This window comes from Marinomonas hwangdonensis (assembly GCF_003721245.1).
Classification (GTDB): Bacteria; Pseudomonadota; Gammaproteobacteria; order Pseudomonadales; family Marinomonadaceae; genus Marinomonas; species Marinomonas hwangdonensis.
On record NZ_RIZG01000004.1, the window covers coordinates 97,644 to 113,328 of the forward strand.

Genomic DNA, 15,685 nt, shown 5'->3' on the forward strand with positions numbered 1-15,685 from the left:
TTGGCTCCTTTTTTTATGGTTTTTTATCTCTTATAGTGAAGCGACATAAGTGTTGAGGTGATTATGAGATATTTATTGGGTTGGCTAGTCATCGTGCCTTTATTTGCTAATGGTCAAACTATAGAGTTGCGACCGGTTGATATTATTTATGGTAACCAAATAATTCGTTCTCAGCATCAGGTTGTGGTCAGTTCAAAGGGGGAGGTTAATGTCATTCCAGTTGAGAAGGTGGCGGTATTGACCAAGCCCAACGTGGTGATTTCCTCTACTGGAAGTCAGCTTTCTTATCTTGAGGAAGGTGCCGCGGCCAAGCGCGAGCAAGCGATTTATGATGAGGTGAATAGGCGCACCGAAGAGGCGCCCTTTACTGTGTTGTTTACTGGAAATATACCTGCAGAAATTGAAGAAAGGCGGCTGCGCTTGATGCCAGAGATGGGGATTTTTGGTAACCAAAATCAGCCTGAGACGGTTCAGCAAAACGCTGAAACTTCTGAAAGAGCGTCTGTTGGGGATTTTGCACCAGTAGGCAACGTGGCAGTGCCTATATCAAATGAGGAGCAAAACGAAAACGCTCCGCTTTCTGATGAGGAAAGGTTGGAGCGTTTGATTGGTGGTTAATAATTTAGTCATTAATCGCTTGATTGTTACAGGATAGCTCAAGAGTGCTAGCCTTCTTATTGAGCATCCAGTGATTGACCATTGACCGATGCACTGTCATCACCCATCAAGTATAGGTATAAAGGCATAATATCTTCGGGTGTTGCTAGGGTTTCAGGGGCTTCACTGGGAAATGCGTTTGCCCTCATGTTTGTTCTTGTGGCACCTGGGTTAATGGCATTGACTCTAATGCTTGGTGAGGTTGTGCTGAGCTCACTGGCGAATAGCTGGGTCATGGCCTCTGTCGCAAACTTTGATATGGCGTAGGCGCCCCAGTTTGCTTTTGCTGTTCTGCCGACACCGGAGGATGTGAAAGCAATCGATGCCGTTTTGGCTTTTTGCATCAAAGGCAGTAGGGCTTGGGTCAATATTAACTGACTGGTTACGTTAACTCTCATGACCTTTTCGAATAAAGCCTGATCGTAACTGGCTAGGTCACAGCGCTCGCCCAAAATGCTGGCGTTATGAAGTATTCCATCAATATGGCCAAATTCACTTTCAATGGTGTTGGCCAGCTCCTGAAAATCGTGTTCAACAGCGCCGTCAAGATTTAATGGAACGATGGCGGCTTGTGGATACTGTTGTTTTTCAATGTAGTCATATACCGCTTCGAGCTTTTTGATTGTACGGCCCAGCAGTATTACCGTTGCTCCATGCTTGGCGTAGGTGATCGCAGCAGTTTTGCCTATGCCGTCTCCAGCACCCGTTACTAAAATGATCTTGCCATCTAGTAACTGGCTCGGGGCTTGATAGTCAAACATATTGGCTCCTTACGACATGTTTAGGGTGTAGTCGATTTTTGAGTGTGCATTAAATAGTTTACCGAAACGTCTTTAGGGTTAAGTTTGTAGACTTTTGTTAATGGGTTGTAGGTCATACCGGTCAAGTGGATGACTTCTAAGCCTGCCTGTCTTGCAAAGTTATTCAGCTCAGAAGGTTGAATGAATTTTGCATAATCATGGGTTCCTTTTGGCAGCATTTTGAGGACGTATTCCGCACCAATAATGGCGAACAGGTAGGATTTTGGGTTTCTGTTAATAGTTGAGAAAAACACGTTGCCGCCGGGTTTAACTAGTTTCATGCAAGCGTTGATAACAGACGAAGGGTCTGGTACGTGCTCTAACATTTCAAGACAGGTTACAACATCGTATTGTCCTGCTTCTCTTTCAGAGATTTCTTCAGCGGTAATTTTTTCGTAATCAATATCTAGCTTAGATTCTTCAAGATGCAGCTTTGCTACCGCTAAAGGGGCTTCACCCATGTCGATGCCTTTGACTTGCGCGCCCAGCTTTGCCATGGCTTCAGACAAAATTCCGCCACCACAACCAATATCGATCACTTTTTTGTTTTGCAGTCCTTCAGAGCGCTCGTTGATATATTGTGTTCTAAGTGGATTGATGTCGTGTAAGGGCTTGAACTCACTTTCTGTATCCCACCAACGACTCGCGAGCGCTTCGAATTTTGCTACTTCATCTAAGTCTACGTTACGTTTCTCTGTGTTTGTCATGAGGTTGATTCCGTTATAAAAGGTGACTTTTCGTTGTGTTCTGTAAGGTTCGATGTATTGAACGTGTTATTTGATAATACGTAAGTGAATGGTTTGTGGATGTGTTTTGTATCCAGCAATCTGCCCGTAACCTGACAAGTTTTTTTGCCAGCACGGCACGCTCAATTTCACTTTAATCCTCACAGTATAACGTCAACCTAGAGGCGTACCAATAATAAACTTGCTGTGGGGGCTTTGCGGTAGCGATTATACGTTGATGAGACGTGTCACTTGCGCGGCAAAGTCACTATGTTGGTAACGCAATAAGGCGGAACAAAAGGTCCACCACTAGAGGTGTTATTTATTTCCTTATGGTATAATTCGGCGCTTATAAAAAGATATTAGGAAGTACTTCTGACTTCCGAGGCATAAGGATCGATTGTATCTATGGGTGAATTAGCCAAAGAAATTATTCCCGTCAGTATCGAAAATGAACTCAAGGGATCGTACCTAGATTATGCAATGAGCGTAATTGTAGGTCGCGCGTTACCTGATGTACGAGATGGGTTAAAACCTGTTCATCGACGTGTTCTGTTTGCGATGAATGAACTTAAAAATGATTGGAATAAACCGTACAAAAAATCGGCGCGTATCGTCGGTGATGTAATCGGTAAATATCACCCACATGGTGATTCCGCTGTTTACGATACGATTGTTCGTATGGCACAGCCTTTTTCAATGCGTTACACCTTGGTTGATGGTCAGGGTAACTTTGGTTCTGTCGATGGAGACAGTGCCGCAGCGATGCGTTATACCGAAATCCGTATGGCGAAGATTGCACATCATCTTCTCATGGATTTAGAAAAAGAAACCGTTGATTTTGTGCCTAACTATGATGGTACAGAATTTATGCCCTCGGTTATGCCGTCTCGCATACCTGGCCTTTTGGTCAATGGTTCTGCTGGTATTGCTGTTGGTATGGCGACTAACATTCCACCTCATAATCTGGGTGAAATTATCGATGGATGTCTTGCTGTCATCGACAATGCAGACATTACGATTGATGAACTCATTGATCATATCCCAGGGCCTGATTTCCCTACAGGGGCTTTTATAAATGGCCGTGCGGGCATTATTGAAGCCTACAAAACAGGTCGTGGTCGCATATATATGCGTGCCCGTCATCACTTTGAAGACATGGAGAAAGGCAATCGCCAATCCATTGTATTCACAGAAATTCCATACCAGTTGAATAAAGCGAAAGTGATCGAAAAAATCGCTGAGCTAGTTAAAGAGAAAAAACTAGAGGGTATTAGCGAGCTTCGTGATGAATCTGACAAAGATGGTATGCGCATCGTTATAGAATTACGTCGTGGTGAAAATCCTGATGTGGTCGTAAATAATATCTTTACGCAAACTCAATTACAGTCTGTGTTTGGTATCAACATGGTTGCTTTAGTTGATGGTCGTCCTCAATTACTTAATATCAAACAGATTCTAGAATGCTTCGTAAAGCACCGCCGAGAAGTCGTAACTCGTCGTACTATCTTTGAACTACGTAAAGCTCGTGAGCGTGGTCATATTCTTGAAGGTTTGGCGGTGTCTCTAGCCAATATTGACCGTGTTATTGAGTTGATTCGTACTTCACCTACCTCGGCTGAAGCGAAAGAAAAACTGGTAAGCGAATCTTGGCAGCCAGGCAATGTTATGGCCATGTTAGAGCGTGCTGGTGCAGATGCTTGTCGTCCAGATGATTTAGATGCTGCTTATGGCTTTGTTGATGGTGCTTATCACTTATCACTAGATCAAGCACAAGCGATTTTGGATTTGCGTTTACATCGTTTGACTGGTCTAGAACACGATAAGTTGCTTGGTGAGTATAAAGCGCTTATTGAGACCATTGGTGAATTGCTGAATATTCTTTCTAATCCTGATCGTTTGATGGAAGTCATTCGCGAAGAGCTAGAAGAAGTTCGTGATACGTTTGGTGACGCTCGCCGTACTGAAATACTGACATCTCGTCAGGACCTGACGATTGCTGATTTGATTGATGAAGCCCCTATGGTGGTGACTATTTCGAATACGGGTTATGCCAAGTCTCAGCCATTGGAAGAGTATCAAGCGCAGCGTCGTGGTGGTCGTGGCAAATCTTCAGCGAGTATGAAGGATGAAGATCACATAGAACACCTGTTGGTCACCAGTAGTCATGACACCATTATGTTGTTTAGCAATTTTGGTAAGGTGTATTGGCTGAGAGTTTATGAAATTCCCGTGGCCAGCCGCAGTGCTAAAGGACGCCCAATTATTAATTTGTTGCCGCTCAAAGAGGGAGAATTTATTTCCGCTTTGTTGCCTTTGCCTGTTGTTGAAGCAGAAGTTGAAGCAGCGGAATCGCTTGTAGAATCTGATGATGCAAGCGAAGACATGGTTGAAGCCAGTAGCTATATCTTCATGGCAACCGCGAACGGTACCGTTAAGAAAACAGCAATGCAACATTTTGCTCGACCGCGTTCAACGGGTCTGATTGCACTGAGTCTTGATGAAACAGATGAGCTGGTTGGCGTATCGGTAACAAATGGTGAAAACGACATCATGCTGGTGTCTTCTTCTGGTAAGACAATTCGTTTCAAAGAGTCGGATGTGCGCGCCATGGGGCGTACAGCGGCCGGTGTACGTGGTATTCGTTTAGCGGAAGGATCTAAAGTGGTGTCCTTGATTGTTCCTCGTGAGGATGCAGCTGTTTTGATGGCGTGCGAAAATGGCTATGGTAAACGTACCCTATTAGACGATTTCCCTGTCTACGGTCGCGGTGGTCAAGGTGTTATTGGTATTCAGGTTTCAGAGCGTAATGGCCCTGTTGTTGGTGCTGCTCAAGTAGATGAAACGGATGAAATTATTCTGATAACCGATCAGGGTACCTTGGTGCGTACTCGGGTTACGGAAGTGTCTTGTCAAGGGCGTAATACACAAGGCGTGACCTTGATTCGTTTAACCAATGATGAACATCTAGTCGGTATTGAACGAGTTGTTGAAAATGATGAAGATGCGGTTGACGATGATCTAGAAGCATACGGCGATGACGTAAATCAAGCTGTTATGGATCATCCTAGGACAGATGGCATTGACCCAAATCTTGATGAGTCAACAGGCGTTAATGAAACAGATACTGAGTAAAGTGGTTGTAGAGTAATAAAAGAATCGGCGCACTTAGGTGCGTCGATTTTATTGTGAATGGGTCCTGAAAATACTAGAGGTAACGAGCAGGATGAGCCGAGTATATAATTTTTGTTCTGGACCAGCAGCGCTTCCTGAAGCGGTGTTGAAAAAAGCCCAAGCTGAAATGCTTGATTGGCACGGTGCTGGTGTTTCTGTGATGGAAATGAGCCATCGTAGTGAGGAGTTTATGTCGATTTTGGCCTCCGCCAAGGCTCGATTGACCCGTTTGCTCAACATTAATGATGATTATGAGATTTTATTTGTTCAAGGTGGGGCGTCTACCTTGTTTTCTCAGATTCCTGCCAACCTGGTAAACGGTTTTGATTCAGCTTGCTTCTTGAATACGGGGGCTTGGTCCTCAAAAGCCATCAAAGAAGCAAAAAGATACACTAATGTTAAGGTAGTTGGCTCTTCAAAAGAACAAAATTACACGACGGTGCCAGATTTTTCTAGTCTTGATCTAGATGAGAGCGCTGCGTATCTGCACCTTTGTCCAAATGAAACCATCGGTGGTCTTGAGTTCGCGGATCTGCCTGAAACAGGTTTGCCAATTGTGGCGGATTTGTCGTCGACGATATTGTCTCGCAAAATTGATGTGAGCAAATACGGTCTGATTTATGCGGGCGCCCAGAAAAATGTCGGCCCTGCAGGTGTAGTCATTTGTATTATCCGCAAAGATTTGTTGGCGCGTAGCCATGATTCATTGCCGTCTATCTGGAACTTTGCCAATTTGGCAGCAAACGATTCCATGATTAATACGCCACCGACGTTTGCGATCTATCTGGCGGATTTGGTGTTTGAGTGGTTGGAGGAGCAAGGTGGCGTTGAGGCAATAGAAGCTATCAACGCTCTTAAGGCAAAGACTCTGTACGATTTTATTGACGCCAGTGCCTTTTATTCTAACCCCATTGACCCTGCCTTTAGATCGCGGATGAACGTGCCTTTTACCTTAGCGGACGAGTCTCTTGAGGCACTTTTCTTACAAGAATCTGAGGCTGCAGGTTTGCGTACTTTGGCAGGGCACCGCTCTGTTGGTGGGATGCGAGCCAGTATTTATAATGCGATGCCAATTGAAGGGATTGTTGCTTTGATTGAGTTTATGCGCGATTTTGAAAAGCGTCACGCTTAACTGGGCTGTTAAGTACCAAGCAAGGTTCCAAATTACCGATACAATTTACGAGTACGATAAGCATGTCGAATACCAAGCCAGCAGTGCCTGAAACACTGCCTCTGTTGCGTGATCGGATTGATTCGATTGATTCGCAAATACAAATTTTGATTAATGAGCGAGCGCGTTGCGCGCAAAAAGTAGCTGAAGTAAAGCTCGCTGAGCAGGGCGATGTTGCTGTGGTGTTTTATCGTCCTGAGCGTGAAGCCCAAGTTTTGCGTAGGGTGATGGAGCGAAATGAAGGGCCATTGGGTAACGAGGAGATGGCGAAGATTTTTCGTCAAGTCATGTCATCCTGTCTGGCACTTGAGAAGCCGTTACGTATTGCCTTTTTGGGACCTGAAGGAACGTTTACCCAGCAGGCCGCTTTAAAGCATTTTGGTAAATCGATTATCAGTGCTCCTATGGCAGCCATTGATGAAGTGTTTCGTGAGGTGGAGTCAGGTGCCGCGAATTACGGTGTCGTGCCAGTCGAAAATTCCACGGAAGGCGTGGTCAATCACACGCTTGATAGCTTTCGGGATTCTCGTTTAAAAATTTGTGGTGAGGTAGAGGAGCGTATTCATCACCACTTGTTGGTGAGTCCGAATATTAATGTGGATGACGTTACGCATATTTATTCTCACCAGCAGTCTTTAGCCCAATGCCGTGCTTGGTTAGATAGATATTGGCCTCACGTTGAGCGTGTTGCGGTCAGTTCTAATGCAGAGGCTGCGCGACTTGTTGCCGACGCTGGTCGAAATGGTCGAGCGGTTGCCGCGATTGCCGGTGAAGTGGCTTGTGAATTGTATGGTCTTTTAAAAGTATCAGCCAATATTGAAGATAGGCCTGATAACACGACGCGATTTTTAATCATTGGCAATGAAGATGTTCCGCCAAGTGGTAAGGATAAAACCTCTCTACTTATTAGTGCCAAGAATGAGCCTGGTGCTTTGTATCGTTTGCTTGAAGCGTTTGAACGCCATGGCGTAGACATGACGCGTTTAGAGACTCGCCCCTCGTTAGTGAGTCGTTGGGGCTATATTTTTTATATTGACTTTGTTGGGCATTTTTCAGACAGCGAATGTCAGGCGGTAATCGAAGAGCTACGAGCGCGCGCGTCAGAGGTAAGAGTATTAGGTTCTTACCCTGTTGCTGTGTTGTAAATACTGACGTGATAGTGTCTTGATAAGTGAGAGATGGTTTTTAGATGTCTGATGATTTGACACCTCCAGGAAAGAAGAAGTTTGGCAATGTCATGATTATTGGTCTTGGCATGATTGGTGGCTCCTTTGCCAAGGCGTTAAAAGAGCGCGGTCTGGCGACCTTGTATGGCGTCGATAGAAGAGAGAGTGAATTAACGCTAGGGGTGTCTACCGGTGTTATTGATTTTCATGGTGAATTGACGTTTGACTGTGTGTCAAAGATGGACGTGATCGTGTTGGCGACGCCGGTGAGAGCGATGGAATCGGTTTTGCATGATCTTAAACCTTTGCTTTCAAGTCACACACTCATTACGGATGTGGGCTCGACAAAAGGTAGTGTGGTTACTGCCGCACAGCGTGTTTTTGGTTATATGCCGACCCATTTTATACCAGGGCATCCAATCGCTGGTGCAGAGAAAAGTGGTGTTTTAGCGTCTAATTCAAAATTGTTTGAAAAGCACATGGCGATTGTGACGCCACTGCCTGACAGCAGTCCTGTCTTGCTTGATCGATTGCATCGTTTATGGCATGCAGTGGGTGCCGATGTGGTGAGTATGGATGTTGAACATCACGATCATGTGCTTGCTTCCTCCAGTCATTTGCCGCATTTGCTTGCGTATACGCTTGTTGACGCACTGGCGAATGGCGACCGAAGCCAAGATATTTTCCGATTTGCCGCCGGTGGCTTTCGTGACTTTACACGGATTGCATCGAGTGATCCGGTCATGTGGCGAGACGTATTTCTTGCCAATAAAGAAGCGACTTTATCGACACTGGATCATTTTACCGAGCGTTTAGCCGACATGCGCACAGCGATAGAGCAAGGCGATGGGGCGAGTATGTTTGGTGTCTTTACGAGGGCGAAATCTGCTCGGGATCACTTTTTACGTCTGTTAGAACAGCGCACAAAGGGGGGGCAGAAAGAGGTTCGACCAGTGTCTGTTTCTGTATTGCCCGCTTCTGTTATAAAAGGTGAAGTTTCTTTGTTAGGTGACAAGTCTTTGTCACATAAAGCGATTACTATTGCGGCGCTGTCAGACGGTGTTAGTGAGATAAGGAACATTGATTTGACGGGGGACGTGCGCATTACGACACAAGCTTTTCGTGATATGGGTGTTGTTATTGAAGAGGTTGCTGCTGATCAGTTGCGCGTTCATGGTGTTGGTCGTCGTGGTTTAAAAGCACCTATTGCGCCCATCAACGTGCATCAGTCAAGAGAGAGTTTGTACTTGTTATTACCGGTGTTAGCGGGGCAAACTTTTTCTGTGTCGATAACAGCCGATGACGTTTTGCAACAAAGGCCCATGAGCGATCTGTTTTCTTTGGTCCGCAAAATGGGGGGGGAGATTGTGTCCGAGGTTGAAGATTGTTTGCCCGCGACTTTACGCCCTAAGTCACCGACAAATTTGAGTTTTGAAATGCGGTCCGGCTCTGAGCGATTGCGTATGGCGGCGTTCTTGGCGGCTTTGTATTCTCCTCAGGTTAGTAAGATTAAGCTTGACGGTCAAACCTTGTCTCACTGTGAAGTGCTGCTGCGACACTTTCGCTTAGATGTGAAGGGCGACAGTGAAGGTTTTGAGTTACCCTCATCCCCATTAGTTGGCTCAGATATTATTTTATCTGGGGATGAGCATGAAACAATCTGGTTGGTGCTGCTGGCAACCTTGTTGCCGGGTTCTGAGTTAGTGATTTGCAACGCCGGTTTGGATTCAGATGCCTATGCTCTGCTGTCATTTCTGCAGTCTATTGGCGCGGAGGTTGCCCTTCCAAGTAAAAGTGAACGTGGTCTATACGAGGGGAATGTACAGGCTTGCTTTGCTGAGTTAAAGGCGTTTTCGCTGACAAACGAGCAAAGCTATCAGTTCCGTGATGAGCTGCCTCTGTTGTGCGTTGCTGCGGCTTACGCAAAAGGTGAAAGTCGTTTACAAGGTATCAACACTTTGCCCTATCAATATGAGGACAGAGTGCTGGCTCTAGCGGATGCTCTAAAGCAGATGGGGGTTGCCTGTCGAATGGAGAATGGTGAACTGGTTATTGCTGGCAGTGTTCCTGTTGGCGGTGAGTTGGATTGTGCTGGCGATGATAAGCTTGCACTCGCGTTATTGGCGATTGGTGCTCGAAGTCAGCAGGTGGTTAAGGTTAATGATTGTCAGAAATTATTAGAAGAATTTAATGAGTTAGAAAGTGTGACTAGGCAATTAGGTTTTCATTGCCAGGTAACAAAATAGTTTTTAAGAGGAATAGTTATGATAAACCAAGGCCCTGTTATTGCGATTGATGGTCCGAGTGGCGCTGGAAAAGGTACGGTCAGTCAATTGGTGGCAGAAAAATTGGGGTGGCACATACTGGATAGTGGGGCCTTGTATCGACTTCTTGCTCTTGCTGTATCGCACCATGGTATGTCGACGGACGATGTTGAAACGTTAAAAGTGTTAGCAGAGCATCTGGATATTCAGTTTAAGCAGTCTGTTGATGGACACGTTGAAATTATTTTAGAGGGTGAGGTTGTAACGCAAGCTATCCGAACAGAAGAAATAGGCAATAACGCCTCTAAGTTGGCGGCTATTCCTGAGGTTCGCGATGGGTTGTTATCTCGCCAGCGCGCATTTTCACAAGCGCCGGGACTGGTGGCTGACGGACGAGATATGGGGACGGTAGTTTTCCCTTCTGCCCCTATTAAAGTGTTTTTGACGGCTTCTGCGGAAGAGCGCGCCCAGCGACGTTTAATGCAATTGCAGGAAAAAGGCGAAACTGTTAATCTTGATGAACTTGTAGAGACAATTAAAGAGCGAGATGAGCGAGATGCTAATAGAGAAATTGCTCCTCTTGTGCCTGCAGCGGGCGCTTTAGTGATTGACAGTACAGATTTAACCATTGAGCAGGTTGTCGAGATGATTTTTGCTGAAACAGTGAAAGCAGGTCTTGTATAATCTGTTCTTTACTGTGTTGTAAATGTGCTACAATAGATCAAATGTTATTCAAGTCGGTAAGGGTGCCAGCAAGCCTTTATCGCATCATCCAAAAAAATTGACCCACATTGGCTGGCGATGTGGATAAAGGTTTGGTTCTCCAAACCGATTATATAGGAAATACAATGACTCAAAGCTTCGCAGAACTGTTTGAAGAAAGCCTGTTAACCGTCGAAATGGCGCCAGGCTCAATTGTTACTGGTATTGTTGTTGATATCGACAGCGAATGGGTAACTGTTCATGCAGGTCTTAAATCTGAAGGCGTAATTCCTCGTTCTCAGTTCCTAACGGATAGTGGTGAGTTCAACGTTAAAATCGGTGACGAAGTTAAAGTTGCTCTTGATGCTGTTGAAGATGGTTTCGGTGAGACTAAATTGTCTCGTGAAAAAGCGAAACGTGCAGAAACTTGGTCTGTTCTTGAAAAAGCATACGAAGAAAATGCCATCGTTCACGGTGTTATCAATGGTAAAGTCAAAGGTGGCTTCACAGTTGATATCGCGAATATCCGTGCCTTCTTGCCTGGTTCTTTGGTAGATGTTCGCCCAATCCGCGACACATCTCATTTGGAAGGTGTTGATCTAGAGTTCAAACTTATCAAGCTTGATCAAAAACGTAACAACGTTGTTGTATCTCGTCGTGCCGTTATGGAAGCGACTAACAGCGCTGAACGCGAAACATTGCTTGCTTCTCTTGAAGAAGGTCAAGAAGTTAAAGGTATCGTTAAGAACCTTACTGACTACGGTGCTTTCGTTGATCTTGGTGGTGTTGATGGTCTTCTACACATCACTGACATGGCTTGGAAACGCATCAAGCACCCAAGTGAAATCATTGCTGTTGGCGATGAAATCGATGTTAAAGTACTTAAGTTTGACCGCGAGCGTAACCGCGTGTCTCTAGGTCTTAAGCAGTTGGGTGAAGATCCATGGGTAGCAATCAAAGCCCGTTACCCAGAAAATACAAAAGTAACGGCTAAAGTGACTAACTTGACTGATTACGGCTGCTTCGCTGAACTTGAAGAAGGCGTTGAAGGTCTAGTGCACGTTTCTGAAATGGATTGGACTAACAAAAACATTCACCCATCTAAAGTTGTTCAGATTGGTGATGAAGTTGAAGTTATGGTTCTTGACATTGATGAAGAGCGTCGTCGTATTTCTTTGGGTATCAAGCAGTGCACAATGAACCCATGGGAAGAATTCGCAACTTCTTTCAATAAAGGCGACAAAATCTCTGGCGCAATCAAGTCTATCACTGACTTTGGTGTGTTCATTGGTCTTGACGGCGGTATTGACGGTCTTGTTCACCTTTCTGACCTATCTTGGGATGAAGCTGGTGAAGAAGCGGTTCGTCAGTACAAGAAAGGCGACATGCTAGAAACCGTTGTTTTGTCTATTGATGCTGAGCGTGAGCGTATTTCTTTGGGCGTTAAACAGCTTGAAGAAGACCCATTCCTTGCTTATGTTGCTGAAAATGACAAAGGTGCAGTTGTAAACGGTACTGTATCTTCTGTTGATGCAAAAGGTGCGATTGTGATTCTTTCTGAAGGCGTTGAAGCAACGTTGAAAGTATCTGAAATCAGCCGTGAGCGCGTTGAAGATGCCACTACTGCATTGAAAGAAGGTGATAAAGTAGAAGCAGCGATCATTAATGTTGATCGTAAAGCTCGTACTATTGCTATCTCTATCAAGCAGAAAGACGCAACTGAAGAAAAAGCAGCTATCAAATCTCATTCTGAGAAGCAGCAAGCTGAAGCGACAGGTCCTACCACTATCGGTGATTTGATCAAAGCTCAGCTAGAAAACCAAAACTAAGTTTTTAGTTTAACTTTTGGTTTTTTGAGAATGAATTAAAAGCGGACCTAGGTCCGCTTTTTTTTGCTAATTTTTGCGTATTCATTGACAAAAAAACTATACACAAAACATGTGGATAACCATGGGTATATAGATTTTTCAACTTTCTTGCAGATGTTTTTTTGGATGCTAGCGTAGGTTTTTGAGTAGCTCTTGGGTGTCTTCATCACTCCAATCTTCTTTCTCAAGCAGTGCTTTTAAAGAGGGGTTCTGTTGAGTAAATTGTAGATTTTTTTTGAATTTCGCATAATGAAGGTCTTTTATCAGTCGTTCATCGTACTCAGACCGATAAAGAGGTTTTGTTTCGGACGTATTTCTTGGTTTTTCGTTTAACGAGTCTATTTTTTTATACGTTTTTAGAAACTGATTTTTATTCATGTTGATTTGTCCCGCAAAGACTCAATATCTAAAATCTCAAGGTGATCAATTCTTGCGCACCATTTGATGTTTAGGTTCCAAAGTGTGATTCCATGCACTTTGCCGGTTTGATGAGTGAGATAAGAAGGGCGAGGGTCCTGCTCGACAATTTGTTTAATTAAAGTGCCTATCTCCCGATTGTGCAAGTTTTCATAGTGCTGGCATTTTGATAGGGCGAGTTCAGAGAAGTGAACTTGTTTTGTTTGAGCCGCTTCTGGGGCAAAGCCTCCAGTGGCATTTTCAACGCAATCCGAATACGGGAGATACGGTTTGATATCGAGTACGGGGGTGCCATCTAGTAAGTCGGCGCCATGTAAGTCGATAAAGACCTTTTTGTCTTCCTCGTAAATTCGTCCTATTTTGACGACAGACAAGCCAATCGGATTGGGTCTGTGCGTGCTTCTGGTGGCAAATACCCCCATTTTCACCTTTCCTCCTAAACGTGGCGGTCGTACTTTGGCTTTCCAGTTTTCACTAAGACAAGCATGAAAAATAAATTGGATCCAAATATGTGAAAAACCCTCTAACCCATCTAGTGTATCCAGCCTATTGTAGGGTGAAGTCAGTTCTAGTCGAGCGACCGCTTCTGTTACGAGTCCAGGTTGCCTCGGAATACCAAATTTTTCTGTGTAGCATGAATGAATAATGCCTATGGTTTGCAATGTAAAAGTAGAGTCAGAAGACACAATAAAACCTTATAAAACGGCACAAAAAGAAAATAAATAGTATGTTAGTATACTCTTTTACGTCGGTGCATAGCAGGCATGTATAATGCCTAGCTGAGCTATTTCACTTTTAAAGTAGAGATTAAACATGTCTTTAGAATCTTATATGAATCAAATCGGTCAGCAAGCTCGCGATGCTTCGCGCATACTTGCTAAGGCATCCACCAAGCAAAAAAACACAGCACTTTTTGCAATGGCAGACGCTTTGGAAAACGCTCGACCTCGATTGATAGAAGAAAATGCTAAAGATATGGAAAACGGTCGCATCAAGGGTTTAGACTCTGCGCTTCTGGATAGGTTGCTTTTAGATGATAAGCGTATTGATGGCATGATTGAAGGCTTAAAACAGGTCGCCTCTTTACCTGATCCAATTGGTGAGATCTCCAACATGGTATGTCTACCGTCTGGCATCCAGCGTGGGCAAATGCGCGTCCCACTTGGTGTGATTGGTATTATTTATGAGTCTCGTCCAAATGTAACGATAGATGCGGCGAGTCTATGTCTAAAGTCTGGCAACGCGACTATTTTACGAGGTGGCTCAGAGGCGTTTTATTCTAATCAAGCCATATCTACCGCAGTGCGAGAAGGGTTGGCTGCGTCAGGCTTACCAGAAAATGCCGTTCAAGTGCTAAATACGACAGACAGAGGCGCTGTAGGGCTTTTGATTTCTATGCCTGAATTTGTTGATGTGATTGTGCCTCGTGGTGGCAAGGGGTTGATTGAGCGTATTAGTAAAGACGCTCGTGTTCCAGTGATCAAGCATCTTGATGGCAATTGCCATGTATATGTAGATGATGAAGCGGATCTGAATAAAGCCTTTTCCATTGCATTGAATGCAAAAACTCGTCGTTATGGTGTGTGTAATGCTATGGAGTCGTTATTGGTCCATCATGCTGTTGCCGTCGATTTTCTGCCGAAGTTAGTCACAGCGTTTGTTGATAAAGGTGTTGAGTTGGTGGGGTGTGAATCGTCTCAAGCTATTTCATCATCCATTGGTATTGCCACAGAAGAAGATTGGTATACCGAATACCTAGCGCCCAAGTTGTCGGTGAAGATAGTCGATGATATGGATCAGGCCATTGCTCACATAAATCAATATGGCTCTCACCATACGGATGCGATAGTTTCACAAAACTATTCAAAAACGCGGGCTTTTATGACGGAGGTAGATTCATCTTCTGTGATGGTAAATGCGTCGACATCGTTTGCGGATGGTTTCGAGTATGGGTTTGGGGCGGAGATTGGTATTTCTACTGATAAAATTCATGCCCGTGGTCCTGTTGGTTTATTAGGTTTGACAAGTCAGAAGTACATTGTACTTGGAGATGGTCATACTCGTGACAACTAATATCAACAACGATGCTCAGGTATCAGGAACGGCCATCATGGGAGGGACGTTTGACCCTGTTCATAATGGCCATTTAAGAACCGCAGTCGAGATATTGGATCGTTTTCATTATTCGTCTCTCAAGCTGGTGCCTTGTTTTCAGCCGGTTCACAAAGGTCGCCCTAGTGTGACGCCTGAGCAACGACTTGAAATGACGCGTTTGGCGATCTCTAGTGATGTTAGGTTGGGTGTTGATACCCGGGAAATACAACGCGAGGGGCCAAGCTACAGTATTGATACCTTACGAGATATTCGTTCCGAGATTGGTGTCAGTGAGCCACTCATTATGGTACTTGGAATGGACAGTTTTTTGTCTTTACCTACTTGGCATGATTGGCAGGCATTAATTCAGTATGCACATTTATTGGTTGTGTCCCGCCCTGGCTGGGAGCCGGACTTGATTTCTGAATTAAGCGCTTTTTGCGAAAACTATCGTGCCGGATCGCCGCATGAGTTACAATGCGCGCCCTCAGGGCGGGTCTGGTTTGAGACTCTCACCCCTTTGGGGATATCCTCTAGCATGATTAGAGCGCTGGCGCGTAAAAACGAAGCCATTGCTTATCTGCTACCAGAGCCGGTCCAACACTACATAGAACAACATCAATTATATCGATAGGGTAACGTAATTA

General features: G+C 44.6%; 13 protein-coding genes. 9 read left to right on the top strand and 4 right to left on the bottom strand.

Annotated features, from left to right (window positions below):
- The first annotated feature begins 63 nt into the window (after nt 1–63).
- Nucleotides 64–618, top strand: a complete 555-nt coding sequence (locus EBI00_RS08400) for a hypothetical protein (protein WP_123095488.1) — start codon at nt 64–66, stop codon at nt 616–618.
- A 56-nt stretch (nt 619–674) separates the two neighbouring features.
- Here the strand turns inward: EBI00_RS08400 and EBI00_RS08405 are convergent, their stop codons facing one another.
- Together EBI00_RS08405 and ubiG are read right to left on the bottom strand one after the other, a co-directional pair.
- Nucleotides 675–1,418, bottom strand: a complete 744-nt coding sequence (locus EBI00_RS08405; protein ID WP_123095489.1) for a YciK family oxidoreductase — start codon at nt 1,416–1,418, stop codon at nt 675–677.
- 20 nt (nt 1,419–1,438) lie between these two features.
- A complete protein-coding gene (ubiG, locus tag EBI00_RS08410; RefSeq protein WP_123095490.1) occupies nt 1,439–2,164 on the bottom strand; it encodes a bifunctional 2-polyprenyl-6-hydroxyphenol methylase/3-demethylubiquinol 3-O-methyltransferase UbiG in 726 nt (241 codons plus the stop codon).
- Nucleotides 2,165–2,590: 426 nt separating this feature from the next.
- On the opposite strand from ubiG, the gene gyrA reads away from it, so the two are divergent.
- From gyrA to rpsA, 6 genes are all read left to right on the top strand, one after another.
- Nucleotides 2,591–5,317 carry a DNA gyrase subunit A gene (gene gyrA / locus EBI00_RS08415; RefSeq protein WP_206612570.1) on the top strand — a complete coding sequence of 909 codons (2,727 nt, stop codon included), beginning with the start codon at nt 2,591–2,593 and terminating at the stop codon, nt 5,315–5,317.
- A 91-nt stretch (nt 5,318–5,408) separates the two neighbouring features.
- Nucleotides 5,409–6,488 carry a 3-phosphoserine/phosphohydroxythreonine transaminase gene (serC, locus tag EBI00_RS08420; RefSeq protein WP_123095491.1) on the top strand — a complete coding sequence of 360 codons (1,080 nt, stop codon included), beginning with the start codon at nt 5,409–5,411 and terminating at the stop codon, nt 6,486–6,488.
- A gap of 62 nt (nt 6,489–6,550) precedes the next feature.
- Nucleotides 6,551–7,672, top strand: coding sequence for a prephenate dehydratase (pheA, locus tag EBI00_RS08425; protein WP_123095492.1), 1,122 nt, complete (start codon nt 6,551–6,553; stop codon nt 7,670–7,672).
- Nucleotides 7,673–7,716: 44 nt separating this feature from the next.
- Nucleotides 7,717–9,939 carry a bifunctional prephenate dehydrogenase/3-phosphoshikimate 1-carboxyvinyltransferase gene (locus EBI00_RS08430; protein WP_123095493.1) on the top strand — a complete coding sequence of 741 codons (2,223 nt, stop codon included), beginning with the start codon at nt 7,717–7,719 and terminating at the stop codon, nt 9,937–9,939.
- Between the two features lie 18 nt (nt 9,940–9,957).
- Nucleotides 9,958–10,641 (top strand): (d)CMP kinase, encoded by a 684-nt coding sequence (gene cmk, locus EBI00_RS08435; RefSeq protein ID WP_123095494.1) that lies wholly within the window; start codon nt 9,958–9,960, stop codon nt 10,639–10,641.
- Between the two features lie 164 nt (nt 10,642–10,805).
- Nucleotides 10,806–12,488: a 30S ribosomal protein S1 gene (gene rpsA, locus EBI00_RS08440; RefSeq protein ID WP_123095495.1), complete on the top strand. Its 1,683-nt coding sequence runs from the start codon at nt 10,806–10,808 to the stop codon at nt 12,486–12,488.
- Nucleotides 12,489–12,656: 168 nt separating this feature from the next.
- Here the strand turns inward: rpsA and EBI00_RS08445 are convergent, their stop codons facing one another.
- Nucleotides 12,657–12,905, bottom strand: a complete 249-nt coding sequence (locus tag EBI00_RS08445) for a hypothetical protein (protein WP_123095496.1) — start codon at nt 12,903–12,905, stop codon at nt 12,657–12,659.
- Nucleotides 12,902–13,630, bottom strand: a complete 729-nt coding sequence (gene tsaA / locus EBI00_RS08450; RefSeq protein ID WP_123095497.1) for a tRNA (N6-threonylcarbamoyladenosine(37)-N6)-methyltransferase TrmO — start codon at nt 13,628–13,630, stop codon at nt 12,902–12,904. The genes EBI00_RS08445 and tsaA overlap by 4 nt, the downstream gene beginning before the upstream one ends.
- 127 nt (nt 13,631–13,757) lie before the next feature.
- Between tsaA and EBI00_RS08455 the strand changes: the two genes are divergently transcribed.
- Both EBI00_RS08455 and nadD read left to right on the top strand, forming a co-directional pair.
- A complete protein-coding gene (locus EBI00_RS08455; protein WP_123095498.1) occupies nt 13,758–15,017 on the top strand; it encodes a glutamate-5-semialdehyde dehydrogenase in 1,260 nt (419 codons plus the stop codon).
- Nucleotides 15,007–15,672, top strand: coding sequence for a nicotinate-nucleotide adenylyltransferase (gene nadD, locus EBI00_RS08460; protein WP_241556989.1), 666 nt, complete (start codon nt 15,007–15,009; stop codon nt 15,670–15,672). The genes EBI00_RS08455 and nadD overlap by 11 nt, the downstream gene beginning before the upstream one ends.
- Nucleotides 15,673–15,685 lie beyond the last annotated feature (13 nt).

Bases quoted from the DNA above. Each gene is read 5' to 3' on its own strand.
- ubiG (WP_123095490.1), bottom strand. From the start codon at position 2,164: ATGACAAACACAGAGAAACGTAACGTAGACTTAGATGAAGTAGCAAAA.
- gyrA (WP_206612570.1), top strand. From the start codon at position 2,591: ATGGGTGAATTAGCCAAAGAAATTATTCCCGTCAGTATCGAAAATGAA.
- EBI00_RS08405 (WP_123095489.1), bottom strand. From the start codon at position 1,418: ATGTTTGACTATCAAGCCCCGAGCCAGTTACTAGATGGCAAGATCATT.
- rpsA (WP_123095495.1), top strand. From the start codon at position 10,806: ATGACTCAAAGCTTCGCAGAACTGTTTGAAGAAAGCCTGTTAACCGTC.
- EBI00_RS08455 (WP_123095498.1), top strand. From the start codon at position 13,758: ATGTCTTTAGAATCTTATATGAATCAAATCGGTCAGCAAGCTCGCGAT.
- EBI00_RS08445 (WP_123095496.1), bottom strand. From the start codon at position 12,905: ATGAATAAAAATCAGTTTCTAAAAACGTATAAAAAAATAGACTCGTTA.
- EBI00_RS08400 (WP_123095488.1), top strand. From the start codon at position 64: ATGAGATATTTATTGGGTTGGCTAGTCATCGTGCCTTTATTTGCTAAT.
- serC (WP_123095491.1), top strand. From the start codon at position 5,409: ATGAGCCGAGTATATAATTTTTGTTCTGGACCAGCAGCGCTTCCTGAA.
- cmk (WP_123095494.1), top strand. From the start codon at position 9,958: ATGATAAACCAAGGCCCTGTTATTGCGATTGATGGTCCGAGTGGCGCT.
- pheA (WP_123095492.1), top strand. From the start codon at position 6,551: ATGTCGAATACCAAGCCAGCAGTGCCTGAAACACTGCCTCTGTTGCGT.
- EBI00_RS08430 (WP_123095493.1), top strand. From the start codon at position 7,717: ATGTCTGATGATTTGACACCTCCAGGAAAGAAGAAGTTTGGCAATGTC.